A 23,683-nucleotide genomic window follows, 5' to 3' on the forward strand; every position below is an offset into this window, starting at 1 on the left:
AGCAGAGCGGACGCCCCGGTTGCTCGCTGCGTCGGAGTCAGCCCAGCAGCCGGGCGACTGCCAGGCCCAGGTGCAGCCGCAGTCGGGTGCCGCCGTCGTCCAGGTCGGCGCCGGTCAGCTCGCGGATCCGGTCCAGCCGGTAGTGCAGCGTCGTCCGGTGCACGTGCAGCGCCTCGGCCGCGGCGGGTGCGTTGCCGCCGGCGTCCAGCCAGGCGGCGAGCGTGCCGGTCAGCCGGCCCTGCGGGTCGGCGGCCCGCAGCGCCACCAGCTCGGGCGGCAGCGCGGTCGCGTCCCACTCCTCGGCGGGGACCCGCAGCAGGACGGCGTGCACGCCCAGCGCGGAGCCGTCGACCACCGGACCCGGCGCCAGCCGGGGCACCGCCCGGGTGGCGAGCTCGGCGGTCCGGTGCGACGTCCAGGCCTCGGCCAGGCCGGCCACCGGGGGACCGGTGCCGGCGACGCAGGTGAACCGGCCGGCGGCGACCGCGGTGGCCTCGGCCACCACCCGGGCGGCCAGCTCGGCCAGCTCGGCGTCGTCCACCGGGCCGGGGGTGAGCAGCAGGCCGGCGCCGCCGTCGGGCCCGGCGGTGGTGAGGACGGCGGTGCCGGCGCGGGACCCCAGGGTGGCCAGCCCGCGGCGGACGGCGGCCCGGGCCTGCTCCTCGTCCTCCGCACCGACGCCGTGCAGGGCCAGGACGACGGCGCGCACCTGACCGGCGGCCGGCACCGCCCCGGCGAGCCCGGCCAGCGCGCGCGCCCGCTCGGCCGGGTCCCGGGACAGCAGCCCGGCGACCAGCGGCTCGCGGGCAGCGGTCGCGGCGTCGGCGGCGTGCCGGTCGGCGACCAGGACGGCGGCCAGCTCCTCGCCCGCGGTGCCGATCACCGCCGCCTCCTCCGCGGTCAGCGCCTGCCCGGCGTCGATGACCATGAGCAGGCCCAGCAGCTCCCCGCGCCAGCGCACCGGCACGCACCAGCGCGGGTGCATGCCGATCGCGGGCTGCGCCGGGATCCAGCCGGCGCGCGACCAGGCCGACACCCCGCTGCCCAGCACGTGCGCCACCGCGGCGCTGCCCGCGTCGCGCTGCAGCACCGCCCGCACCCGGACGTCGTCCTCGTCGCCGAAGTGCCGGCTGGTCGCCAGCAGCCGCACCTGGGGGTCGTCGATCACGACGGAGCGCTGCAGCTGCTCGGCCAGGGAGTCCACCAGCTGCTGGAGCCGGTCGGAGGGCATCCGCGGATCCTAGAGCGGGCCCTCGTCCTCGAGGACCGCGTCGGCCGGGGCGTCCGCGTCGGCCCACGACGCGACCACGGCCACGTCCAGCGGGAAGTCGACCGGGAAGTCGCCGAACAGCAACCGGCCGGCCTCGGCCGCGGCCGCGCGGACCGCGGTGACCACCTCGTCGGCCAGCTCGGCCGGGGTGTGCACCACCACCTCGTCGTGCAGGAAGAAGGCCAGGTGCGGCCGGTCGGTGAGCCGGCCGTCGCCCAGCCGCCACAGCCGGTTGCGCAGGTCGGCCAGCCAGCACGAGGCCCACTCCGCGCCGGTGCCCTGCACGACGAAGTTGCGGGTGAACCGCCCCCACGCCCGCCNGCTCGGCCGGGGGTCGCCGCGTCGTCGTCGGACCCGCCGCCGAAGGGCCCCGGACGCGGCGACCCCCGGCCGAGCAGGGTGCTCACCACCTCGCCGCGCTCGCCGGCCCGGGCCGCCTGCTCGACCAGGCCGACGGCGGCCGGGTAGCGGCGGGTGAGCCGGGGCAGCATGGCGCCGCTCTCGCCCCGGGTGCCGCCGTACATCGCGCCGAGGATGCCGAGCTTGGCCTGCGTGCGGGTCTCCACGGCGCCGCTGTCGACCATGCCCTGGTACAGGTCGCGGGCCCGGGCGGCCTCGGCCATCGCGGTGTCCCGGCTCATCCCGGCCAGCACCCGGGGCTCCAGCTGCGCGACGTCGGCGACCACCAGCCGCCAGCCCTCGTCGGCCACCGCGGCCGGCCGCAGCTGCACCGGCGCGCTGAGCGCCCCGCCGCCCTGGGAGGCCCACCGGCCGGTGACCACCCCGCCGGGCAGGAACACCGGGCGGAACCGGCCGTCGCGCACCCAGGTGTCCAGCCACGCCCAGCCGTTGGCCTGCATCAGCCGCAGCAGCTTCTTGTAGCGCAGCAACGGCTCGATGCCGGGGTGCTCGAGCTCGGCCAGCGTCCACTGCCGGGTGTCGGTCACCGCCAGCCCCGCGGCCTGCAGCGAGGCCAGCAGCCCGGTGGGGGAGTCCGGGTTCATCGCCGGCTGGCCGAACGCCGCGCGGATCTCCGGCAGCAGCCGCTCCAGCTCCGCCGGCCGCTGGCCGGTCACCGGCCGGGGGCCGGGCAGGTTGCTGAGCAACCGGTCGTGCACGTCGGCCCGCCACGGCATCCCGGCGTGCTGCAGCTCCCCGGCGACCAGCGCACCGGCGGACTCCGCGGCCAGCAGCAGCCCCAGTCGGCCCCGCTCCGGGCTCGCAGCGAGCGCCGCCTGCTGACGGGCCAGCTCGGCCAGCGGGTCGAGCCGGTCGGCCGGGTCGTCGAGGGCGAACAGCGCCGGCTCGTCGGCCGTCGTCGGGGCCAGGGCGTCCCAGCCTTCAGTGTCCGGACCGACCAGCAGCTCCTGGTCGACGTGCGCCGACCGGCGCAGCACCGCGTGGCACAGCCGCAGGTCGGTGCAGCGCTCCACCCGCACCCCGGCGGCCAGCAGGCCCGGGTACCAGCGGGTGGCGTCGTCCCACACCCACCGGGGGCGGTCGGGCTCGCGGGCGGCGACGAAGCCCGCCAGGTCCTCCCGCGCCAGGCACGTGACAGCGCCGCCGTCCTCGTGGGCCAAGACCCCGTCGCCCCGGCGCAGGAGGACGACGGACCGCAGCACCCGCCCAGTGTCGCCGAGGGGTCCGACAGCGCCGTGACCACAGGAGGCGCACAGGTGTCGCTGCCCGCGCACCTGGTCCGGCCCGGCACGGTCGTCCCCGACGCCGCACCAGCCGAGGGAGATCCATGAGCACCGACCGCACGCCGACCTACGAGGGCCGCCCACTGGCCCGACCCGCCGAGGAGGTGGTGGACCAGGGCCTGCAGTTCGACCTCGGCACGCTGGTCACCCGGCGCCGGATGCTGGGCTTCCTCGGGATCGGGGCGGCCACCGTGGGGCTGGCAGCCTGCGGCGGCTCCGCCACGACCGCAACCGCCACCAGCGGGACGACGACGACCTCGGCCGGGGAGATCCCCGAGGAGACGGCTGGTCCCTACCCCGGCGACGGGTCCAACGGCCCGGACGTGCTCGAGCTGGACGGCATCGTGCGCAGCGACCTCACCACCAGTTTCGGCGGGATGACCGGCATCGCCGGGGGCGTGCCCATGACGCTGACCCTGACCGTCCAGGACCTGGCCGCCGGCGGGGCCTACGAGGGCGCCGCGGTCTACGTCTGGCACTGCACCCGGGAGGGCGGGTACTCGCTCTACTCCGACGGCATCACCGACCAGAACTACCTGCGCGGGGTTCAGGTCGCCGACGCCGACGGGGTCGTGACCTTCACCAGCATCTGGCCGGCCTGCTACGACGGCCGGTGGCCGCACATCCACGTCGAGGTCTACCCCGACGAGGGCTCGATCACCGACTCCGCGAACGCGGTCGCCACCTCGCAGATCGCCATGCCGCAGGAGGCCTGCGAGGCCGTCTACGCCACGGAGGGCTACGACGCCTCGGTGGCCAACCTGTCGGCGGTCAGCCTCGACACCGACGGGGTCTTCTCCGACGGCGCGGAGCTGGAGACGCCGACGGTCACCGGCTCGGCGTCGGCCGGCTACACGGTCGCGATGACCGTGGGCGTGGACACCACCACCCAGGCCGGCGGCGGCGCGGTGGCCGGCGGCCCGGGTGGTGGTGGCCCCGGTGGTGGGCGCCCGACCGGCTAGGTCGCGATGTCCGGGTAGGGCTGGGTGACGTGGTCCAGGGCCCGGGCGTAGGCGAGCTGGTACTCCATCGGCCCGTGGTCGCGCTCGAAGAGGGCGATGAACAGGGTGAGCGTCAGGAACGGGTGCGCGCCCAGCTCGAACAGCGCGACGTGGTCGTGGGCGGCCAGCGCCCGGCGCTCCTCGTCGGTGAACGCCAGCCAGGTGGTCTGCTCCGCCGGGATGCAGTTCAGCAGCGAGCCGGCCAGGTTGGCCTCCCACCAGGTGACCAGCTCGGCCGGCTCGGTGCGGTACCGCTCGGTGAGCTCGGGGTCGCGGTCCACCGAGTAGAGGAACTTGTCGACCAGGTACTTGCTCATCGCGGGTCGCCTCCCGGGTACCAGGTGAAGTAGGCCTCCATGGTGTGGAACAGGTCCACGGTCTCCACGAAGTCGGCCGCCACGCCCTCGCCGGCCGCGCCCATCATCAGCATGAAGTCCATGAACCCGTGGGTGGCGTTGCCCGGGGCGTGCAGGCTGTCCAGGCTCACCTCGGCCAGGCAGCCCTCGATGTCGCCCGAGGCGATCCAGTCCACGGCCTTGCGGTCGAACACCGGGTCCGGGCCGGTGGGCCCGAACTGGCGGGGGCCGCCGAGCTCGAGGGACAGGTGGCCGGTGCCGATGATGGCCACCCGCAGGTCGGACTCCCAGGACTCGACCATCTCCCGGATCGCCTTGCCCAGCGCCACGAACCGGCGGGGCTGGGGGAGCGGCGGGGCGAAGATGTTGGTGTAGACCGGCACGATCGGCAGGTCGGCCTCGGGCCGCAGCGTGATGATCGGGCAGGTGATGCTGTGGTCGATCCGCAGCTCGTTGGAGAACGCCAGGTCGAAGTCCCGGTCCAGCCCGTCGCGCAGCAGGTGCGCGGCGAGCTCCTCCTGCCCGGGCAGCCGCATCTTCGGCAGCCCGAACTCGCGCTCCTCGTTGTGCCAGTTGGCGTCGAAGAACGGGGCCTTGCCCACCAGGAACTGCGGCATGTTGTCCAGCCACAGCTGGTGGAAGTGGTCGCTGCCGACCATCACCAGGACGTCGGGCCGGGCCGCGGTGAGCGTCTCCCGGAAGGACTCGATCTTCGCGATCCACTCCGCCGCGAACGGCGGCCGCTCGGCCTCGGGCATGGTCGAGGTCTTGTAGTAGAACGGGTGGTGGGTGGACGCGACGACGGCGCAGACCTCAGCCACGGGGGCCCCTCTCGTACGGGTCGGGGTCGACCGAGCGGTTGTTCAGGTCGACGGACAGGAAGACGTCGTTGGCGACGGGGTGCCGAAGCTCCTCGGCCAGCTGGCCGATCAGCCCGGCGGTGCGGGCCAGCAGGGCGAACCCGCGCAGCAGCTCCAGCGGCAGGCCGAGGTCGGCGAGCGCTGCGCCGCAGACGCCGGCGCCGTTGAGCGGCAGCGTCTTGCCCAGCACCTGCGGGTGCACCCGGCCGATCGCGGCGAACAGCGACAGGTGCGGGCCGACCAGGCCCTCCTCGGTGGCGATCTCGAACAGCCGGGGGGTGCGCGGGTCGCCGTCCTTGTGCACGTGGTGGCCCAGGCCAGGCACGAAGCGCTTGGCCTCCCGCTCGCGCTGCACGACGGTGAGGGCCAGGGCGTCCCAGCCGGCGTCGTCGGTGGGCAGGGTGTCCTGGGCGACGAGGACGTCGTCCAGGAACCGGCCGCAGTCCTCGGTGACGCCGAGGAACCGCGAGCCACCGCCGAGCAGGCCGGCGGCCAGCGCGCCCTGCACCGAGTCCGGCGCGGACAGGTAGGTCAGCCGGGTGACGATCGCGGTCGGGGTGAACCCGTGGTCGGCCAGGGCGGCCAGCACCGACTCGAACACCCGGGTCTCGCCCGGGGTGGGACGGCGCTGCGTGGCCAGCCAGAAGGCCAGCTCGCCGAAGCCGACGGTGCCCATGACGTCGCGGGCCAGGTCGGTGCCCAGCAGCGTGATCGTCTCCCGGGTGGAGGCACCCAGCGCGGTCTCGTACCGCCGCGGCTCAGTCATCGGAGGCCCCGTCATCGGAAGCCCGGTCGTCGGAAGCCAGCCACGCGCGGATCTCGGCGCCGTGCTCGTCCAGGCCGGGCGGCGGCAGCCGGTAGGAGGCGGCGGAGGCGGAGAAGGTGATCGGGTTGCGGATCGACGGGATGCCGCCGACCTCGACCACCGGGTCCAGCCCGACCTCCTCGGCGAAGGCGACCCCGGCGTCCACGGTGTTGATCGGCCCGCACGGCACCCCGGCGGCGATGATCTCGCGGAACCACTCCTGCTTGCCCTTGCGGGACAGCTGCTCGACCAGCAGCGGCCGCAGCTCGTCGCGGTTCGCCGTCCGGTCCTCGTTGCGGGCGAAGCGCGGGTCGTCGGCGAGCTCGGGGACGCCGAGCACCTCGACCAGCTTGCGGAACTGGCCGTTGTTGCCGGCGGTGATGATCAGCTCGCCGTCGGCGCACTGCAGCGGCTCGTAGGGGAACAGCGAGGGGTGGCTGTTGCCCATCCGGAAGGGCACGGTGCCCCCGGCGACGGCGGCCGAGGTCTGGTTGACCATCCCGGACAGCGCGGAGGACAGCAGGTTGACCTCGACGTGCTGGCCGACCCCGGTCTCGTGCCGCAGGTTGAGCGCGGACAGCACGCCGATGGTGGCGTGCAGCCCGGCCATCACGTCGAACACGGCGACGCCGGCCCGGTAGGGCTCGCCGTCGGTGGGCCCGGTGAGCGACATCAGCCCGGAGATGGCCTGCACGATGAGGTCGTAGCCGGGCAGCGCGGCCCCGCCCGGGCCGCTGCCGAAGCCGGAGATCGAGGCGTAGACGACGCGGGGGTTGGTGGCGGCGACGGTGTCGTAGTCCAGGCCGAAGCGGGCCAGGCCGCCGGGCTTGAAGTTCTCCACCACCACGTCGGCGCGGCGGGCCAGCTCCTGGGCCGCGGCGACGTCGGTCGGGTCCTTGAGGTCCAGGGCGACCGAGCGCTTGTTGCGGTTGACGCCCAGGTAGTACGTGGCCACGTCGTCGCGGACCGGGGGCGCCCAGGTGCGGGTGTCGTCGCCGGCCGGGCCCTCGACCTTGACCACCTCGGCGCCCAGGTCGGCCAGCAGCATGGTGGCGTAGGGGCCGGCCAGGATGCGGGAGAAGTCGGCGACCAGGAGCCCGGCCAGCGGGCCGGTCGGTGCGGGGTCGGTCATCGGGTCGGAGCACTCCTCGACGTCGGCGGACAGCTGTCCGGTGTGACCGGCACCGCAGTCTCACCACCGTGGGGCCGGCGTGTCAACCGGGAACGAGCCCTCTTGACAGGTGGTGCCCGTCACGTCCAGGGTGACGCTGACCGTTCTGCGGACACCTGTCCGCTGCTATCCCGAGGAGACGACGATGTCCACCCCCGACGCCCGCCCGTTGGTGCTCCGCGGCGGCACCGTGCTGACCATGGACGACGCGCACACCGTCCTCCCGCGGGGCGACGTCCTCGTCGTCGACGGCAAGATCGCGGCGGTGGGCGAGCGGCTCGACGTCCCCGAGGGCACGCAGGAGGTCGACGCCACCGGCGGAGTCGTCATGCCCGGCATGGTCGACACCCACCGGCACATGTGGCAGACCGCGATGCGCGGCTACGGCGCCGACTGGACCCTCACCCAGTACTTCGTCTGGTACTACCTCGAGCACGGCAAGACCTTCCGCCCCGAGGACGTGCACGCCGGCAACCTGCTCAGCGCCTGGGAGGGCCTGGAGGCCGGGGTCACCACGACGGTGGACTGGAGCCACGGCCTGCAGAGCGTGGACCACGCCGAGGCCGCCGCCGACGCGCTGCTCGCCGTCCCCGGCCGGTTCGTGCTGGCCTACGGCAACATCCAGGCCGGCCCCTGGGAGTGGACCGCCGACCCGGCCGTGCAGGCCTTCCTGAAGCGCCGGGCCGACGAGGGCAAGCTCGGGCTGCAGCTGGCCTTCGACGTCACCGGCGACCCGGCGTTCCCGGAGAAGGCCGCCTTCGAGGTGGCCCGCGAGCTGGGCCTGCCGGTCACCACGCACGCCGGCGTCTGGGGTGCGACCTCCGACGCCTCGATCCAGCTCATGCACGACGCCGGGTTCATGACGCCGGAGACCGTCTACGTGCACGCCGCCTCGCTGAGCACCGACAGCTACCACCGGATCGCCGCGTCCGGCGGCTCGGTGTCGGTGTCCACCGAGAGCGAGCAGAGCGCCGGCCAGGGCTACCCGCCCACCTGGCAGGTCCGCAAGCACGGCATCCCGGTCTCGCTGTCGATGGACACCAGCGTCTGGTGGTCGGCGGACCTGTTCTCCGCCATGCGCACCACGCTGGGCGCCGACCGGTCGCGCGAGCACCTGGAGGCCCACGTCGAGGGCAACACCGTCACCCAGGTGCACCTGCGGGCCGAGCAGGTCGTCGAGTGGGCCACCCGCGGCGGCGCCCGCGCGCTGGGCCGGGACGACCTGGGCTCGCTGGAGCCGGGCAAGACCGCCGACGTCGTGCTGATCAAGAACGACGCCTCGCCGGTCTCGTTCCCGCTGCTCAACCCCTACGGCCACGTGGCCTTCCAGGCCCAGCGCGGCGACGTGCACACCGTGCTGGTGGGCGGCCGGGTCGTGAAGAGCGATGGCCGGCTGGTCGGCTACGACGGGGCCGCCGTCCGCTCGGCCGTGGAGAGCACCGTGGAGCACCTGCGCGGCGCCATGGGCGAGGAGACGTGGCAGGCCGGCATGAACCCGGCGATGCCCGAGGACGGCGACGACGTCCTGGACAACCCGTACACCTACACCGACTACAAGAGCGAGGACACCCACGGCGCCCGGGGCTCGCTGTTCGGCGACTGATGGCCGGCCGTGGGCACGGCCCGGACTTCGTCGAGGCGCTGGCCCGGGGGCTCGACGTCCTCCGGGTGTTCTCCGCCGACCGGCCGGTGCTGTCGCTGTCCGAGGTGGCCGGCGCGGCCGAGCTGGCCCGGCCGACCGCCCGCCGGCTGCTGCTGACCCTGGAGGAGCTGGGGTACGTGGCCGCGGCGGACGGCGGCTACCGGCTGACGCCCAAGGTGCTGTCGCTCGGGATGGCCTACATCGGGTCGCTGGGCCTGTGGGACATCGCCCGGCCGCACCTGGAGGCGTTGGTGGCGCGCACGGGGGAGTCCTCGTCGATGGCCCAGCTCGACGGGTCCGACATCGTCTACGTCGCCCGGGTCGCCGTGCCGAAGCTGATCACCCTCCGGGTGGAGATCGGCACGCGGTTCCCGGCGGTGCAGACCTCCCAGGGCAAGGTGCTGCTCGCCGCGCTGGACGGCGACGACCTCGCCGCCGCGCTCACCGAGCCCTCCCGCTCGGGCCTGCCGCGCTACATCGGCCGGACGGCGGAGCAGCTGCACGACGAGCTGGCCGAGGTCCGGGCGCGGGGGTGGGCGCTGGCCGACGAGGAGCTGGCGCCCGGCGTCCGGTCGGTGGCCGTCCCGGTGCGGGACGGCACCGGGACGGTGCGGGCGGCGGCCAACGTCACCGTGCACGCCGCGGAGACCGGCCGGGAGACCCTGCTGGAGGAGCACCTGCCGCTGCTGCTGCGCACGGCGGGGGAGATCAGCGGCGAGTGGGCGGCCTGGCAGCGCCGCCCGCACAGCACGGTTCAGCGCGCGACGTCGGTGTCCGTCGCCACCTGAGCCAGGAACCGGCCGACCGCCGCCGGGTCCTGGCCGCGCTCCCAGCCCAGCGTGGAGGGCCGCTGCGCCCGGTCGTGCCAGAAGTGCGGCGCCCGGGACGACGGCCGGGTGGCGACCAGCCAGACGGTGGTGTCCGCGCCGTCCTCGGGGGTGCGCAGCAGCGGGGCCATCACCTTGCCGAAGCCCGGGATGGACGCCGCCACCCCGTCGGTGGCCACCCAGCCCGGGTGTGTCGAGTAGACGCCGACCCGGCGGCCGGCCAGCCGCTGCGCCCAGTCCGCGGCCAGCACGACCTGCATGCGCTTGGTGCGGGCGTAGGCGCGCACCCCGCTGTACTCGCCCTGCGTGAACTCCAGGTCGTCGTCGCGCAGGCCGGCGCCGTACATGCCGCCCGAGGACATCCAGACCACCGCGGACGCCCCGTCCACCAGGGTGTCGGCCAGCAGGGCGGTCATCAGGTGCGGGCCCAGCACGTGGACGGCGAGGGTGAGCTCGTGGCCCTGCGCGGTCTCCGAGCGCTCCGGCGGCAGCGCGCCGGCGTTGTGCACCAGGCCGTGCAGCGCGTCCACGCGGCCGGTGAAGTCCTCCGCCCAGGCCCGGACGGCCGCCAGGTCGCCCACGTCGCAGACCTCGGCCACCACGTCCGCGCCCGGGTGCTCCGCGGTCAACCGGGCCACCAGGTCGTCGGTCTTCGCGCGGTCGCGGCCCAGCACGTGCACGGTGGCGCCGAGGTCGAGCAGGCCCTCGGCGATCGCCGTCCCGATGCCCGAGGTCGCCCCGGTGACCAGCACCCGCTTCCCGGCCATCGAGCCCGGCGCCGGGTCTGCCGGCCACCAGCGGCGGCGCAGCGCCGGCCCGAGCTTGCTGTAGCCGGGGACCACCGCCCGGTCGAGGAGGGCGTCGGCGATCCGGGTCAGCGGGGTGACGGGCACCGGCACATGCTGGCAGCTACCCGGCGGGGCGGCGCAGGGTGCACAACTGGGCGACCCGGCCGACCGGACCGGCGTCGTCGTGCAGCACGGTCGCGGTCAGCCCGTGCCCGCCCGGCCCCCAGCTGACCGTGGTGTCCATGCCCACCCACGGACCGGTCGGCTCCCGGAACAGGTGCGCGGTCAGGTCGACGTTCGGGTAGAACCACCCGCGCCGCTCCGGGCCCTGCACCAGGCCGTTGGCGGTGTCGGCCAGCGTGAGGAACCGGGCCAGCCCGCCGACCTCCTCGTCCTCGACGAGGTCCTGCCGCGACCGCAGCCACGCCTGGGCCCGACCCGGCGCGACGTCGCGGTGCCGCAGCTCCAGCGAGGCGATGTAGCCCCCGGGCCAGCCCACGCTCATGTCCCACGCCGGCAGCTCGTCCCGGGCGGGCAGGGCCGGCTCGGCCGACGACGCCACCTCGGCGGTGCCCGCCCCGGCCAGCCGCCAGGCCCGCGCCCGGACGACGTCCCGGCCGGCCCAGGTGACCGTCGCCTCGACCAGCTCGATCGTCCGGCCCGGCCGCACCGTCGCCACGGTCACCTCGACCTCGTCGATGCCGATCACGCCGAGGATGTCCACGGCCAGCCGCTGCACCGGCGCCCCGCCGCCGGCGGTCACCAGGCAGTGCGTGACCAGCCCGATCGTCGGGGCGATGTGCTGCTCGGCGGGGTTCCAGCCGCCGCCGGTGTGCTCGGTCGCGCGGAACCGGCCGCCGCCGTCGGGTGCGGTGCTCAGCCGCTGGAAGTACGCCACGTCGTCCGATCCTGCCCGGCGCCACACTGGGGGCCGTGACCACCATCCCCGCCCTGGGCATCGCCGAGGCGGCGCAGCGCTCGGGCCTGACCCCCCACACGCTGCGCTACTACGAGCGCGACGGGTTGCTGCTGGCCGCCGTGGACCGGGACGCCGGGGGCCGCCGGCGCTACACCGAGCGGGACCTGGAGTGGCTGGCCATGCTCGCGGCGCTGAGGGCCACCGGCATGCCGATCCGCGACGTCCGCCGCTACGCCGCCCTCGTCCGCGGCGGGGCCGGGTCGGAGGCCGAGCGGCTGACCCTGCTGCAGGACCACCGCGACCGGGTGCAGGCCCAGCTGGCCGAGACCGCCCGGCACCTGGACGCCATCGACGCGAAGGTCGACCGGTACCGGGCCCAGCTGTCGAGTTGACTTCGAGCGCGCTCGAAGGAGTTGGCTGGGAGCCATGACCTCGACCCCCACCCCTCTCGGCTCCCGCACCCTCGGCACCGGCCCCGCCGCCCTCACGGTCTCCACCCTCGGCCTGGGCTGCATGGGCATGAGCGAGTTCTACGGCGCCCCCGACGAGCAGGCCGGGCTGGACACCATCGCCCGCGCCCTGGACCTCGGCGTCACGTTCCTGGACACCGCCGACATGTACGGCCCCTTCACCAACGAGCGGCTGGTCGGCCGGGCGATCGCCGGTCGCCGCGACGAGGTGCAGCTGGCCACCAAGTTCGGCAACAAGCGCGGCGAGGACGGCTCCCGGCTGGGCATCGACGGCTCCCCGCAGTACGTCCGGTCGGCCTGCGACGCCTCGCTGCAGCGCCTGGGCGTGGACACCATCGACCTCTACTACCAGCACCGGGTCGACCCCAGCGTGCCGATCGAGGACACCGTGGGCGCGATGGCCGAGCTGGTCACCGCGGGCAAGGTGCGCTTCCTCGGGCTCTCGGAGGCCTCCGCGGAGACCATCCGCCGGGCGCACGCGGTGCACCCGGTCACCGCGGTGCAGACCGAGTACTCGCTGTTCACCCGCGACCTGGAGGACGACGTCCTGCCGGTGCTCCGCGAGCTGGGGATCGGCCTGGTGCCCTACTCGCCCCTGGGCCGCGGGCTGCTCACCGGCGCGGTCACCCAGACCCCGGCCCAGGGCGACAGCCGGGCCAGCGGCTACTTCCCGCGCTTCGAGGGCGAGGCGCTGGCGGCCAACCTGGTGCTCGTCGACCGGGTCCGCGAGCTGGCCGCCGAGGTGGGCTGCACCCCGGGTCAGCTGGCCCTGGCCTGGGTGCTCGCGCAGGGGCAGGACGTCGCCCCGATCCCGGGCACCAAGCGGGTCCGCTACCTGGAGGAGAACGTGGCGGCGGCCGGCGTCCGGCTCGACGACGCGGCGCTGACCAGGCTCTCCGAGGCCGTGCCCCGCGACGCGGTGGCCGGCGACCGGTACGGCGACATGTCCTCCATCGACCGCTGAGCAGGTCCGGTGGGTACCCGAGGTGTCGTCTTTCCCCCACCCGGGTACCCACCGGCGCCCCCCTCGTGCACCATCCGGACTAGAATGTCGGAGGCCGATGCTTCAGCCGCCCGGCCTCCGACCACCCGTCCCTCACGTGGGCGGCCTGTGCCGCCCATCCGTGGGCGGCCTCTCCGCCAGGACCGATGTGTCCTCGCGACGCCGCACGACATCCTCAGGAGAGGCGAGATGAGCACGACAGTCGCCGACAGCACCACCGCCAAGACCCCCCGCAAGAAGGCCGCCGCGGGCGCCCGCAAGGCCCGGTCCACCGACGGCGAGTCGGTGCAGATCGCCCCCGCGCCCGACGCCGACGCCGAGCTCGACGACGACACCGACGTCGCGGACGAGCCGGCCGTCCCGGCCGCCGCCTCGACGTCCTTCGAGTGGGACGAGGAGGAGTCGCTCGCCCTGCAGAAGGCCCGCAAGGACGCCGAGCTGGCCACCTCGACCGACGCCGTCCGCGCCTACCTCAAGCTGATCGGCCGCGTCGCGCTGCTGACCGCCGAGCAGGAGGTCGACCTCGCCCGCCGCGTCGAGGCCGGGCTCTACGCCGCGCACAAGCTCGCCGAGAGCGACGCCAAGTTCACGCCCACCATGCGCCGCGACCTCAACTGGGTCGTCCGCGACGGCGAGCGCGCCAAGACCCACCTGCTGGAGGCCAACCTCCGCCTGGTGGTCTCGCTGGCCAAGCGCTACACCGGCCGCGGCATGGCGTTCCTGGACCTGATCCAGGAGGGCAACCTGGGCCTGATCCGTGCGGTCGAGAAGTTCGACTACACCAAGGGCTTCAAGTTCTCGACCTACGCGACGTGGTGGATCCGCCAGGCGATCACCCGCGCGATGGCCGACCAGGCGCGCACCATCCGCATCCCGGTGCACATGGTCGAGGTCATCAACAAGCTCGGCCGCATACAGCGTGAGCTGCTCCAGGAGCTGGGCCGTGAGGCCACCCCCGAGGAGCTGGCCAAGGAGATGGACATCACCCCGGACAAGGTGCTGGAGATCCAGCAGTACGCCCGGGAGCCCATCTCGCTGGACCAGACCATCGGCGACGAGGGCGACAGCCAGCTCGGTGACTTCATCGAGGACTCCGAGGCCGTCGTGGCCGTCGAGGCCGTGTCCTACGGCTTCATGCAGGAGCAGCTGACCTCGGTGCTGCAGACGCTGTCCGAGCGCGAGGCCGGCGTCGTCCGGCTGCGCTTCGGCCTGTCCGACGGCACCCCGCGGACGCTGGACGAGATCGGCCAGGTCTACGGCGTGACCCGCGAGCGGATCCGCCAGATCGAGTCCAAGACGATGTCCAAGCTGCGCCACCCGTCCCGGTCGCAGGTCCTCCGGGACTACCTGGACTGAGCGACGTACCTCAGCGGCCCGGAACCGACTCGGTCCCGGGCCGCTGGCGTACGGAGACCAGGACGACCCCGGCGACGGCGGCCGTCGCCGCGCAGACCGCCCACACGGTGAGGTAGCCCGACAGCGGGGCCGCGCCGGCCGTGGGGTCGTCGATGCCGCCGGTGGCGGCCAGGGCGACCGCGAAGACCGCCGAGGCGATCGCGCCGCCGATGGTCTTGGTGGTGTTGGTCATCCCGGCGGCGAACCCGGTCCGGTCGGCCGGGGCGGCGGCCACCGCGGCCGTCGGCAGCGCGGCCACCAGCAGGCCCGAGCCCACGCCGGCCACGCCCATGTTGGTCAGCGCCTGCGCCGCGGTGTCGTGGAACGGCAGCCACAGGGCGTACCCGACGGCGACCGTGGCGCAGCCCGCGGCCATCGCGCCCCGGGTGCCCAGCGCGCGGGCGACCAGCGGCAGCAGCAGCGCGCCGGCGAGCAGGGTGAGCACGTAGAGCCCGATCAGCACCGAGACGAACGACGCGGCTGCACCCAGGCCGTACCCGGTCACCGCGGGGTCGGCCCGGGCGAACGTGGACAGCGGCACCTGGGCGCCCAGCACGGACATGCCGAACAGGAACGCGGTGAGCTGGATCGGCCACTGCCCCGGCGCGGCCAGCACCGGCACGTCGACCAGCGGCTCGGCCTGCAGGGCCTCCACCCGGACCAGCAGCACCAGGGTGGCCAGCCCCGCGGCGACCAGGAGCCAGGGCAGCACGGCGCCGGGCCCGAGCAGCCGGACGGCGACCAGCCCGGCCATCACCAGCAGCAGCGCGGTCGTCAGCAGGGCCAGGCCGGGTAGGTCCAGGCGACCCGGTGCCCGGGCCCTGTCCGGTTCGATGCCGAACCGCACCACGGCCAGGCACAGGGTGACGACGACGGCCGGCAGGGCCAGCAGCACCGGGACCGGCAGCACGGTCACCAGCGCCCCGCTGCTCAGCGCGCCGACCAGCACACCCACCTGCAGGAAGGCGACCAGCGTGCCCGCCGCCCGACGGGTGCGCCGGTCGTCGGCGGCCGCGCGGCGGTGCACGACCGCCACCTCCAGCGGCAGCCAGACCACGTAGGCGCCCTGCAGCGCCGAGCCCACGACGAACACGCCGAACCCGGCCGCGCCGGTGGTCGGGGCCAGCGCCATCACCCACGTGCCGAGGGCGGTGACCGCGGTGGACACCAGCAGCACCCGCCGGTGGCCGTGCAGGTCGGCCAGCCGAGCCAGCACCGGGACCAGCAGCGCCGAGGCCACCAGTTGGGCGGCCTCGAACCAGTTCACGTCGCCGTCGCCGATGCCCAGCGCGCGGGCGACGTCGGTGAAGACCGGCGTGTAGAAGCCCTGCAGCACGCCGCTGGCCACCTCGACCACCGACAGGGCGCCGACGATCGCGACCAGGGTCTGCGCGCCCGGGCGGGCCACGGTGCTCATGCCGGCAGCTCCTCGACCAGGCGGCGGTACCAGTCGACGCCGGCCAGCAGGTCGGCGACGCCGATCCGCTCGTCGGCGGCGTGGATGGTCGCCCGCTGGTCCTTCGTCATCCGGAACGGTGTGAACCGGTAGACCCGGTCGCACAGGCCGGTGAAGAAGCGGGCGTCGGTGGCGGCCATCATCACGTAGGGCGTGGGGACGGCGTCCGGGAAGAGCTCGCCGGTGATCCGCTCCAGCAGCGCGAACGCGCCGTCGTCCCAGGGCGAGACCGGGCTGGGCTCGTTGCGCTCCACGACCTCGACGCGGATGCCGGGCCCCACGGTGCGGCGCACGTGGTCCAGCACGCCGTCCACGGTGTCGCCGACCATCACCCGCATGTTCACCCCGGCGCGGGCGGTGGAGGCGATCACGTTGAGGGCGGGGGAGCCGGACAGCGTGGTGACCGCGACCGTCGTCCGGACCATGGCGGCGGCCTCGGCGCCGGCGGCCCGCAGCACCCGGGTGAGCACGGGGGCCAGCCGGTCGGCCCGGCCGAGCACCGGGCGCAGCGGCGCGGGCAGGTGCGGGGCCAGCCGGCGGAGCAGCTCCAGCGTCGGGGCGGGGGCGCGCAGCGGCAGCGGCGCCCGCTCCAGCGCGGTGATCGCCGCGGCCAGCCGGGCGGTCGGCCCGCCGCGGGCCGGGGTGGAGGCGTGGCCCCCGGCGCCCTCGGCGACCAGCTCGACCGACGTCACGCCCTTCTCGGTCACCCCGACGACGGCCAGCGGCGCCCGCACCAGGGGGAAGGCGTCGGCGGCGACCGCCCCGCCCTCGTCGAGCACCAACCACGGGCGGACGCCGCGCCGGCGCAGCTCGTCGACCGCGTCGGTGGCGGTGCTGCCCGACACCTCCTCGGTCGACCCGAAGGACAGCCACACGTCGCGGGCAGGGACGAAGCCGCGCTCCAGGAGCTGCTCGACAGCGGCGCAGATGCCCACCACGGCGCCCTTGTCGTCCAGCGTGCCGCGGCCCCACACCATGCCGTCGTGGATCTCCGCGCCGAAGGCGGGGTGCGTCCAGCTGCCCTCGACCGGGACGACGTCCAGGTGCGCCATCAGGACGACGGGGCCGGCGTCGGTCCGGCCGGGCCAGCGGACCAGCACCGCGTGCGGCTCGATCTCGACCCGCTCCAGCTCGTGCAACCGCGGGAAGTGCTCGGCCAGCGCCGCCCGCAGCGCGACGAACGGCGCGGGGTCGGTGCGGGCCGGGTCGCGCTCGGCGACGGTGGGCTGGCGGACGAGGTCCTGCAGCGCTCGGACGGCGGGGTGCTCGCTCACGCGCGGGATGCTGTCACGCGCGGGCGACATCACGTGACGAATCGCCCGTGATTCCTTGGTCGGAGCTGTGCAGGTGGTTACCGTGGTGCCGTCGCCCCGCAGGGGTGACGCCGTCGAGTCGCCCGCGAGGGCGAGCCGGGGACCCATCGCAGTTCTGGGGTGCATCCCGCTGCTGGTCGAACGTGACCGGCAGGGGGTAGGGCGACTTCCCGCCCGAACCCGTCAGCTAACTCGGTAGGCGGCCACTGGAAGACATCGGAGTTCCGCCGGATGGCCTCCCCCCGTGCGCGGCACCACCGCGCCCCCTCCCGTCGGCACCGCCCGGCGATGTACCTCGGCGTCACCGCCGCCGGCGCCGTCCTGGCCAACGTGCTGGTCGGTGCTGCCCCCGCGGCCCCCGTCGCCGTGGCCGAGCTGGCCAGCGTCGCCGCGGAGCTGGGCCTGACCGCCCAGACCTCCCCGGACCTCGGCCAGCTGGCCGACCTGGCCGCCAGCCGCAGCACGCGTGAGGACCAGCAGGTCGCCGCCGCCGCCGCGCAGGCCGCCACCGACCAGGCCGTGCTCGACCAGCAGGCCGCCGCCGCGGCCGAGGCCGCCGCCGCGGAGGCCGCTGCCGCCGAGGCCGCCACGGCCGCAGCCGCAGCCCAGGCAGCGGAGTCGGCGGCCGAAGCATCGGTGTCGACGGCCGCCGTCGCCGGCGTTGCGCAGATCACGAACTCCGCGGGCCCGGTCCGCCCGGTGACCCAGGCCGCGGCCGACGCCGTGGTGAGCAACGTCCCGGGTGCCGGGGCCATCACCATCGGCGGTACCCGGGCCAGCGCCACCGACCCGGGAGGTCACCCGTCCGGTCTCGCGCTGGACTACATGGTGCTCGGCGACGAGGACCTGGGGAACGCCCTCATCGACTACCAGATCGCCAACTGGTCGGAACTCGGGGTCGAGTACCTCATCTACCAGCGTCGGATCCTGTCCTCACCCGGTGGGTCCTGGGTGGCGATGGAGGACCGGGGCGGGGTCACCGCCAACCACGAGGACCACGTGCACGTGAACTACCGCTGACTCACGTCCCGCAGTAGGTGACGTACGTGCCCGCCGGGCCCGGCTCGGCGTAGCGGGCGAGGTCGGGGCGCTCGTCGAAGGGACGGCGGAGCACCTCGACCAGCCGCTCGACCGGGCCGAGGTCGCCGGCGGTGGCGGCGTCCAGCGCCTCCTCGACCAGGTGGTTGCGCGGCACGTACACCGGGTTGACCCGGTCCATGGCGTCCGCGTCGGGACCGGCGGCCAGCCACCGCGCCGCCCACGCGTCGAACCCGGCCAGGTCCAGCACCAGCCGGCGGGCCGGCTCGGCGTCCCCGCGGGCCGCCGCGCCCAGCGCCCGGAAGAACCCGGTGTGGTCGGGGTGGTTCGCGTCCAGCAGCGCCTGCAGGTCGGTCACCAGCGCCGGGTCGGCGTCCTCCCGGAGCCCGAGCTTGGCCCGCATCCCGGCGGCCCACGCCACCTCGTAGCGGGGCAGGAACGTCTCCAGCACCGCCACCGCGGTCGGGATGGCCTGCTCCGGGTCCTCGTGGATCAACGGCAGCAGGGCCTCGGCCAGCCGGGCCAGGTTCCACTGCGCGGCCAGCGGCTGGTTGCCGTAGCGGTACCGGCCACCGGAGTCGATCGAGCTGAACACGGTGTCGGCGTCGTGGGCGTCCAGGAAGGCGCACGGGCCGTAGTCGATCGTCTCGCCGGAGATCGTCATGTTGTCGGTGTTCATCACCCCGTGCACGAACCCGACCAGCATCCACCGGGCGAGCAGGTCGGCCTGGACGGCGACGACGTGCTCGTAGAGCGCCAGCGCCGGGTTGTCGGCGTCGGCGGCGGCCGGCACGTGCGCGGCGATCGCGTGGTCGGCCAGCCGGCGCAGCAGATCGACGTCCTCGGTGGCCCGCACCAGCTGGAAGGACCCCACCCGCAGGTGGCTCGAGGCGGTGCGGGCCAGCACGGCGCCGGGCTGCGGCGTCTCCCGCTGCACCGTCCGCCCGGTGGCCACCACGGCCAGCGAGCGGGTGGTGGGGATGCCCAGCGCGTGCATGGCGGTGCTGACCACGAACTCGCGCAGCATCGGGCCGACCACCGCGAGCCCGTCACCGCCCCGCGACCACGGGGTGCGCCCGGACCCCTTGAGGTGCAGGTCCAGCCCGGCGAGGTCGCCGAGCAGCAGCGCCCGGCCGTCGCCCAGCCGCGGGCTGTAGTTGCCGAACTGGTGGCCGGCGTACCCCTGCGCGACCGGCCGGGCGCCGTCCGGCACCTGCGTCCCGGTGAGGAACGCGAGGCCGGACGGCGACCGCAGCCACGCCGGGTCCAGCCCCAGGCCCGCGGCGACGCCCTCGTCGAGGGCCAGCAACCGCGGGTCCGGCGCCTCGTCGGCCTGCCAGGGGACGGACAGCTCCGGGAGGGCGTCGGCGAACCGGTGGCCGAGCTGGACGGTGGTCTGCGTGCTGCTCACCCCTCCGACGGTACGAGGCCCGGCTTCAGCTGCACCTTCTGCCAGCCCTCCTCCTTGGCCCGGAACTTGGCGTAGGCCTCCGGCGCCTGGCTGATGGGCAGGCGGTGGGAGGCGAAGGTGTCCACGCCCAGCGGGTCGTCGTCGGTGAGCAGCGGCATGATCTCGGGCACCCACCGCTTCACGTTGCACTGGCCCATGTGCAGGCCGAGCTGCTTGTCGAAGAGGGTGAGCATCGGGATCGGGTCGGCCGCACCGCCGTAGACGCCCGACAGCGAGATGGTGCCGCCGCGGCGGCAGATGTCGATCGCCGAGTACAGCGCGGCGAGCCGGTCGACGCCGGCGGCCCTCTGGATCGGGGCGGCCAGCGCGGAGGGCAGCAGCCCGACCGCCTTCTGCACGAAGGTGGTCGCCGGGGAGCCGTGCGCCTCCATGCCGACGGCGTCCACGACGGAGTCCGGGCCGCGGCCGTCGGTCATGTCCCGGATGGCGTCGCCCAGGTCGTCCTCGTGCTCGCGCAGGTCGACCACCTCGATGCCGCGGGCCCGCACCCGGGCCAGCCGGTCGGGCACCAGGTCGACGCCGATCACCCGGTAGCCCTTGTGCTTGCCGATCCGGGCCGCGAAGTCGCCCACCGGGCCCAGGCCCAGCACGACCAGGGTGCCGCCGTCGGGCACCTTCGCGTACTCCACGGCCTGCCACGCGGTGGGCAGGATGTCCGACAGGTAGGCGAACCGGTCGTCGGACGGGCCCTCGGGCAGCTTGATGTGGGTGAACTGCGCCTGCGGCACCCGCAGGAACTCGGCCTGCCCGCCGGGGACGGAGCCGTACATCGACGAGTAGCCGAACAGCGCGGCGCCCGAGCCCTGGTCGCGCACCTGGGTGGTCTCGCACTGGGTGTACAGCCCCTGGTTGCACATCCAGCAGTGCCCGCAGGAGATCTGGAACGGGACGGAGACCCGGTCGCCGACCCGCAGGTCGCCGGTCTCGCCGCCGACCTCGACCACCTCGCCCATGGTCTCGTGCCCCATCACGTCGCCCACGTTCATGAACGCGGCGAGGGGCTCGACCAGGTGCAGGTCCGAGCCGCAGATGTTCGTCGTCGTCACGCGGATGACCGCGTCCGTGGGCTGCTGGATGGTGGGGTCGGGGACCTCGTCCACCCGGATGTCGCCCTTGCCGTGCCAGGTCACTGCCTTCATCGCTGGTTCCTCTCGGGTCGTGCGCGCACCGCACCCGTGGTCTCCAGGCCGGAGTGACCACGGCGTCCTCCCCAGCGCGGAGGGGGGCCGAAACGGTCCCGTGCGCATGCGGGCAACTCCCAGGTCGCGCACAGCCCACGCTGGGCCAGGCCGGGGACGGTGGTGCCCTGACCCGAGGAGACCTGATGCTCGCCCTGCTCGCCTTCGTGCTGCTGCTGTTCCAGCTCGTGCTGATCGCCCGCGTCGTCGTGGACTGGGGGGGCGTGCCCGCCCCCGCCAGCGGCGCCCGGCTCGGCGGTGCCCGCCGGCTGGTGCACCGGGTGACCGAGCCGGTGATCGCCCCGGTCCGCCGGGTGCTCCCGCCGCTGCGGATCGGCGGGGTGGGCATCGACCTGGCCTTCACCGTCGTCTTCCTGGGCGTCGTCGTCCTGCGGTCCGTGCTGCTCTCGGTCTAGGCGGGGAAGGGCGTGACCTCGTCCGGGGGCACGGTGAACGGGTTCGCCCAGTCCGAGGTCGCGCCGGTGATCGGTGCGGCGTCGGTGACGACGGTGCAGGGCGGGCCCGGGTAGATCGCCAGCACCCGGGTCGGCGACGTGAGCTCCTCGGTGAGCTCGAGCAGTTCGCCGCGGCGCATGCGGCTCGTCGTCCGGGTGCCGGTCAGCTCCTCGCCGACCGCGGCCACCCAGCGGGCGCCGTCCAGCTCGAAGGTCACGGCGGCGACCCGTCGGCCGGGCGGGGCCGGCTCGACCGCGGCGAACTCGGCGAGCGCCTCGTAGAGCCGCTCGGCCTGGTCGGGGTCGGCGGCGCGGGGCAGGAAGAAGGCGGGCACGACGGCAGTCTGACGGGGTGCACCGACAGTCCCCGGCGCGCTAGCGTCCCGTCCGTGCACCGGTTGACGGTCGAGGAGGCCCGGCAGGTCGCCGTCCGAGCCCAGCTGCTGGACGCCGACCGCCCGCCCGGGCTGCTGGACGTCGTCGACCGGCTGGCCCTCCTGCAGCTCGACCCGACCGCCGCGGTGGCACCGAGCGCCGACCTGGTGCTGTGGACCCGGCTCGGCGCGGCCTACGACCCGGCGGACCTGCGGCAGGCGCTGGACGTCGACCGCACCCTGTTCGAGATGCACGCCACCGTGCGGCCGATGGCCGACCTGCGGCTGTTCCGTGCCCGGATGGAGCGGGCGCCGGCCTACCGGCAGCCCCGGGAGTGGCTGGCCGCCAACCAGTCCTTCGCCGCCGACGTGCTGGCCCGGCTGCGGGACGACGGTCCGCTGCTGTCCAAGGAGATCGCCGACACCGCCGTGGTGCCCTGGGCGTCGTCCGGGTGGACCGGGAACCGCAACGTGACCCAGATGCTCGAGGTGCTGTGCGGTCGCGGCGAGGTCGCGATCAGCGGCCGGCGCGGCAAGCAGCGGCTGTGGGACCTGGCCGAGCGGGTGTACCCGGCGGACGTGGAGGTGCTGCCGTTCGACGAGGCCGAGCGCGAGCGGGACCGGCGACGGCTGCGGGCGCTGGGCATCGCGCGGGCGAAGACCGACCAGTCCTCGGTCGAGGCCAACGACGTGGGCGAGGCCGGGGAGCCGGCGGTGGTCGACGGCGTGCCGGGGGAGTGGCGGGTCGACCCCGCGCATCTCGACCGGCCCTGGACCGGCCGGACGGCGGTGCTGTCGCCGTTCGACCGGCTGGTGCACGACCGCCGCCGGGCCCTGGAGCTGTTCGGCTTCGAGTACACGCTGGAGATGTACAAGCCCGCGGCGAAGCGACGGTGGGGCTACTTCGCGCTGCCGGTGCTGCACGGGGACCGGTTGGTCGGCAAGGTCGACGCGGCCGCCGACCGCAAGGCCGGGACGTTCACGGTGGCCGCCGTCCACGAGGACGTGCCGTTCACCCCCGACGTCGCCGACGCCGTGGACGCCGAGCTGGCCGCGCTCGCCGGCTGGCTCGGTCTGGAGCTGCGCCGCTAGCGCGTCGCGAGGTCGGCCAGGATGTCGAGCTGGGTCTGCCAGACCGGGGACGACGGGTCGATGAGCACGAAGTGGTCGCCCTCGACCTCGGTCAGGGTGGCGTCCGCACCGGCTGCCTGGGCCGCGTCGACGTAGGCCACGGACTGGGACAGCGGCACGTTGCCGTCGTCCCGGCCGTGCACGCACCGCACCGGGACGGCGAGCGGGATCTGCTGCAGCGGGTCGACCGACGCGTCCGGCGGGCCGCCCACGAAGTCCTGCACCGCGCCGGCGCCGAGCCGGTCGGCCGCCGCCGTCCGCAGGTCCAGCACGCCGGCCTGGGACACCACCCCGGTCAGCGGGACGCCGGCGCCCTGCCGGCCGGCCGCCCAGACGGCCAGGTGGCCGCCCGCCGAGTGGCCCAGGCCGAGCACGGTGGTCAGGTCCAGGCCGGTGCCGGCGAGGGCGTCGATGCCGGCCGCGACGTCGTCCAGGGTGGCGGGCACCCCGCCCCCGTTGCCCACCCGGCGGTACTCCAGGTTCCAGGCGGCCCAGCCCTCGGCGGCCAGCGAGTCCGCCAGCGGCGTGCCCAGGGTGGCGTCGTACTGCGACCGCCAGAAACCGCCGTGCACCACCACGACGACCCCGCGCGGGGTGCCCTCGGGCCGGTGCAGGTCGGCCCACTGGCTGGGATCGTCGCCGTAGCGGACGCGGGTGGTGCCCCCGGGGGCGAGGAGCAGCCGGCGGTCACCGCGCCGAGTGTGCCCCAGGCGGCGAGGTGCAGCAGGGCGCGTCGTCCGAGGGTCAGCACGCCCTGCGTTCGCGCCGTGGCCCGCGCGCGGACGTGCCCCGGAGCCGACCTGTGCGCGGGTCGGTAGTCTTGTGCACCTGGGCCCGGACGGGACCGGCGGCAGTGGTCCGCCCGGTGGACGGTCCGCCCAGTGGACGGAACTGCCGGTCACCGGTGGCGCTCCACCGTTCCCCGCCGCGACGGCGGGTCAGCGGTGCGACGCCGCCCGCCGGGGACCACGGGCGGCCGACGTGCGCAGCACGCCGGGCCGCCGGGACCGCGCACGAGCGCGGCGCACCGCGGGCAGCGACCCGTACGTCGGAGGAG

General features: G+C 75.0%; 23 protein-coding genes and 1 riboswitch. Of the genes, 9 read left to right on the forward strand and 14 right to left on the reverse strand.

Going from position 1 to position 23,683, the window contains the following annotated elements:
• Window positions 1–37: 37 nt before the first annotated feature.
• Complete coding sequence (locus LFA75_RS21290) at window positions 38–1,231, reverse strand: PucR family transcriptional regulator (RefSeq protein ID WP_225235582.1); 1,194 nt, start codon at window positions 1,229–1,231, stop codon at window positions 38–40.
• On the reverse strand, window positions 1,165–3,057 hold the full coding sequence (locus LFA75_RS21295) for a bifunctional 3'-5' exonuclease/DNA polymerase (RefSeq protein WP_455428467.1): 1,893 nt from the start codon (window positions 3,055–3,057) through the stop codon (window positions 1,165–1,167). Before LFA75_RS21295 ends, LFA75_RS21290 begins: the two co-directional genes overlap by 67 nt.
• Between LFA75_RS21295 and LFA75_RS21300 the strand changes: the two genes are divergently transcribed.
• Window positions 3,018–3,935: a dioxygenase family protein gene (locus tag LFA75_RS21300; protein ID WP_225235584.1), complete on the forward strand. Its 918-nt coding sequence runs from the start codon at window positions 3,018–3,020 to the stop codon at window positions 3,933–3,935. The two genes, LFA75_RS21295 and LFA75_RS21300, sit on opposite strands and share 40 nt — an antisense overlap.
• On the opposite strand, the gene LFA75_RS21305 is transcribed toward LFA75_RS21300, so the two are convergent.
• From LFA75_RS21305 to LFA75_RS21320, 4 genes are read right to left on the reverse strand one after another with little or no spacing between them, the layout of a single operon-like run.
• Window positions 3,932–4,291 (reverse strand): hypothetical protein, encoded by a 360-nt coding sequence (locus tag LFA75_RS21305; protein ID WP_225235585.1) that lies wholly within the window; start codon window positions 4,289–4,291, stop codon window positions 3,932–3,934. The two genes, LFA75_RS21300 and LFA75_RS21305, sit on opposite strands and share 4 nt — an antisense overlap.
• Entirely contained in the window at window positions 4,288–5,151 is an 864-nt protein-coding gene (locus LFA75_RS21310) for a DODA-type extradiol aromatic ring-opening family dioxygenase (RefSeq protein WP_225235586.1), read from the reverse strand. Before LFA75_RS21310 ends, LFA75_RS21305 begins: the two co-directional genes overlap by 4 nt.
• The gene (locus LFA75_RS21315; RefSeq protein ID WP_225235587.1) at window positions 5,144–5,956 is read right to left on the reverse strand and encodes a citryl-CoA lyase; all 813 of its coding nucleotides are present in this window, start codon (window positions 5,954–5,956) and stop codon (window positions 5,144–5,146) included. The genes LFA75_RS21310 and LFA75_RS21315 overlap by 8 nt, the downstream gene beginning before the upstream one ends.
• The gene (locus tag LFA75_RS21320; RefSeq protein WP_225235588.1) at window positions 5,949–7,127 is read right to left on the reverse strand and encodes a CaiB/BaiF CoA transferase family protein; all 1,179 of its coding nucleotides are present in this window, start codon (window positions 7,125–7,127) and stop codon (window positions 5,949–5,951) included. The genes LFA75_RS21315 and LFA75_RS21320 overlap by 8 nt, the downstream gene beginning before the upstream one ends.
• 184 nt (window positions 7,128–7,311) lie before the next feature.
• Between LFA75_RS21320 and LFA75_RS21325 the strand changes: the two genes are divergently transcribed.
• Window positions 7,312–8,769, forward strand: coding sequence for an amidohydrolase family protein (locus LFA75_RS21325; protein WP_225235589.1), 1,458 nt, complete (start codon window positions 7,312–7,314; stop codon window positions 8,767–8,769).
• Complete coding sequence (locus tag LFA75_RS21330; RefSeq protein ID WP_225235590.1) at window positions 8,769–9,596, forward strand: IclR family transcriptional regulator domain-containing protein; 828 nt, start codon at window positions 8,769–8,771, stop codon at window positions 9,594–9,596. Before LFA75_RS21325 ends, LFA75_RS21330 begins: the two co-directional genes overlap by 1 nt.
• Here LFA75_RS21330 and LFA75_RS21335 read toward each other — a convergent pair.
• Window positions 9,563–10,528: an SDR family NAD(P)-dependent oxidoreductase gene (locus tag LFA75_RS21335; RefSeq protein ID WP_225235591.1), complete on the reverse strand. Its 966-nt coding sequence runs from the start codon at window positions 10,526–10,528 to the stop codon at window positions 9,563–9,565. The genes LFA75_RS21330 and LFA75_RS21335 overlap by 34 nt on opposite strands.
• 16 nt (window positions 10,529–10,544) lie before the next feature.
• Window positions 10,545–11,321 carry a thioesterase family protein gene (locus tag LFA75_RS21340; protein ID WP_225235592.1) on the reverse strand — a complete coding sequence of 259 codons (777 nt, stop codon included), beginning with the start codon at window positions 11,319–11,321 and terminating at the stop codon, window positions 10,545–10,547.
• Window positions 11,322–11,356: 35 nt separating this feature from the next.
• On the opposite strand from LFA75_RS21340, the gene LFA75_RS21345 reads away from it, so the two are divergent.
• The 3 genes from LFA75_RS21345 to LFA75_RS21355 all read left to right on the forward strand — a co-directional run bounded on the left by LFA75_RS21345 (window position 11,357) and on the right by LFA75_RS21355 (window position 14,171).
• Window positions 11,357–11,734 (forward strand): MerR family transcriptional regulator, encoded by a 378-nt coding sequence (locus LFA75_RS21345; protein WP_225235593.1) that lies wholly within the window; start codon window positions 11,357–11,359, stop codon window positions 11,732–11,734.
• A gap of 34 nt (window positions 11,735–11,768) precedes the next feature.
• Entirely contained in the window at window positions 11,769–12,776 is a 1,008-nt protein-coding gene (locus tag LFA75_RS21350; RefSeq protein ID WP_225235594.1) for an aldo/keto reductase, read from the forward strand.
• A 228-nt stretch (window positions 12,777–13,004) separates the two neighbouring features.
• A complete protein-coding gene (locus LFA75_RS21355) occupies window positions 13,005–14,171 on the forward strand; it encodes an RNA polymerase sigma factor (protein ID WP_225235595.1) in 1,167 nt (388 codons plus the stop codon).
• 10 nt (window positions 14,172–14,181) lie between these two features.
• Here the strand turns inward: LFA75_RS21355 and LFA75_RS21360 are convergent, their stop codons facing one another.
• Both LFA75_RS21360 and LFA75_RS21365 read right to left on the reverse strand, forming a co-directional pair.
• Window positions 14,182–15,627 (reverse strand): MFS transporter, encoded by a 1,446-nt coding sequence (locus LFA75_RS21360; RefSeq protein ID WP_225235596.1) that lies wholly within the window; start codon window positions 15,625–15,627, stop codon window positions 14,182–14,184.
• Window positions 15,624–16,940: a M20/M25/M40 family metallo-hydrolase gene (locus LFA75_RS21365; protein ID WP_225235597.1), complete on the reverse strand. Its 1,317-nt coding sequence runs from the start codon at window positions 16,938–16,940 to the stop codon at window positions 15,624–15,626. The genes LFA75_RS21360 and LFA75_RS21365 overlap by 4 nt, the downstream gene beginning before the upstream one ends.
• 101 nt (window positions 16,941–17,041) lie before the next feature.
• A riboswitch (cyclic di-AMP (ydaO/yuaA leader) is annotated at window positions 17,042–17,196 on the forward strand.
• 14 nt (window positions 17,197–17,210) lie between these two features.
• Here LFA75_RS21365 and LFA75_RS21370 point away from each other — a divergent pair.
• Window positions 17,211–17,999: a hypothetical protein gene (locus LFA75_RS21370; protein ID WP_225235598.1), complete on the forward strand. Its 789-nt coding sequence runs from the start codon at window positions 17,211–17,213 to the stop codon at window positions 17,997–17,999.
• 1 nt (window position 18,000) lies between these two features.
• Here the strand turns inward: LFA75_RS21370 and LFA75_RS21375 are convergent, their stop codons facing one another.
• Both LFA75_RS21375 and LFA75_RS21380 read right to left on the reverse strand, forming a co-directional pair.
• Entirely contained in the window at window positions 18,001–19,428 is a 1,428-nt protein-coding gene (locus LFA75_RS21375) for a protein adenylyltransferase SelO (RefSeq protein WP_225235599.1), read from the reverse strand.
• A complete protein-coding gene (locus LFA75_RS21380) occupies window positions 19,425–20,627 on the reverse strand; it encodes a zinc-dependent alcohol dehydrogenase (RefSeq protein ID WP_225235600.1) in 1,203 nt (400 codons plus the stop codon). The genes LFA75_RS21375 and LFA75_RS21380 overlap by 4 nt, the downstream gene beginning before the upstream one ends.
• 185 nt (window positions 20,628–20,812) lie before the next feature.
• On the opposite strand from LFA75_RS21380, the gene LFA75_RS21385 reads away from it, so the two are divergent.
• Entirely contained in the window at window positions 20,813–21,082 is a 270-nt protein-coding gene (locus tag LFA75_RS21385) for a YggT family protein (protein WP_225235601.1), read from the forward strand.
• Here LFA75_RS21385 and LFA75_RS21390 read toward each other — a convergent pair.
• On the reverse strand, window positions 21,079–21,456 hold the full coding sequence (locus tag LFA75_RS21390; RefSeq protein ID WP_225235602.1) for a hypothetical protein: 378 nt from the start codon (window positions 21,454–21,456) through the stop codon (window positions 21,079–21,081). The genes LFA75_RS21385 and LFA75_RS21390 overlap by 4 nt on opposite strands.
• Window positions 21,457–21,510: 54 nt before the next feature.
• On the opposite strand from LFA75_RS21390, the gene LFA75_RS21395 reads away from it, so the two are divergent.
• The gene (locus LFA75_RS21395; protein WP_225235603.1) at window positions 21,511–22,587 is read left to right on the forward strand and encodes a DNA glycosylase AlkZ-like family protein; all 1,077 of its coding nucleotides are present in this window, start codon (window positions 21,511–21,513) and stop codon (window positions 22,585–22,587) included.
• Here the strand turns inward: LFA75_RS21395 and LFA75_RS21400 are convergent.
• Window positions 22,584–23,336, reverse strand: coding sequence for an alpha/beta hydrolase family protein (locus LFA75_RS21400; RefSeq protein ID WP_404820979.1), 753 nt, complete (start codon window positions 23,334–23,336; stop codon window positions 22,584–22,586). The genes LFA75_RS21395 and LFA75_RS21400 overlap by 4 nt on opposite strands.
• Window positions 23,337–23,683 lie beyond the last annotated feature (347 nt).

Source organism: Klenkia terrae, from assembly GCF_900491935.1.
GTDB classification, from domain to species: domain Bacteria; phylum Actinomycetota; class Actinomycetes; order Mycobacteriales; family Geodermatophilaceae; genus Klenkia; species Klenkia terrae.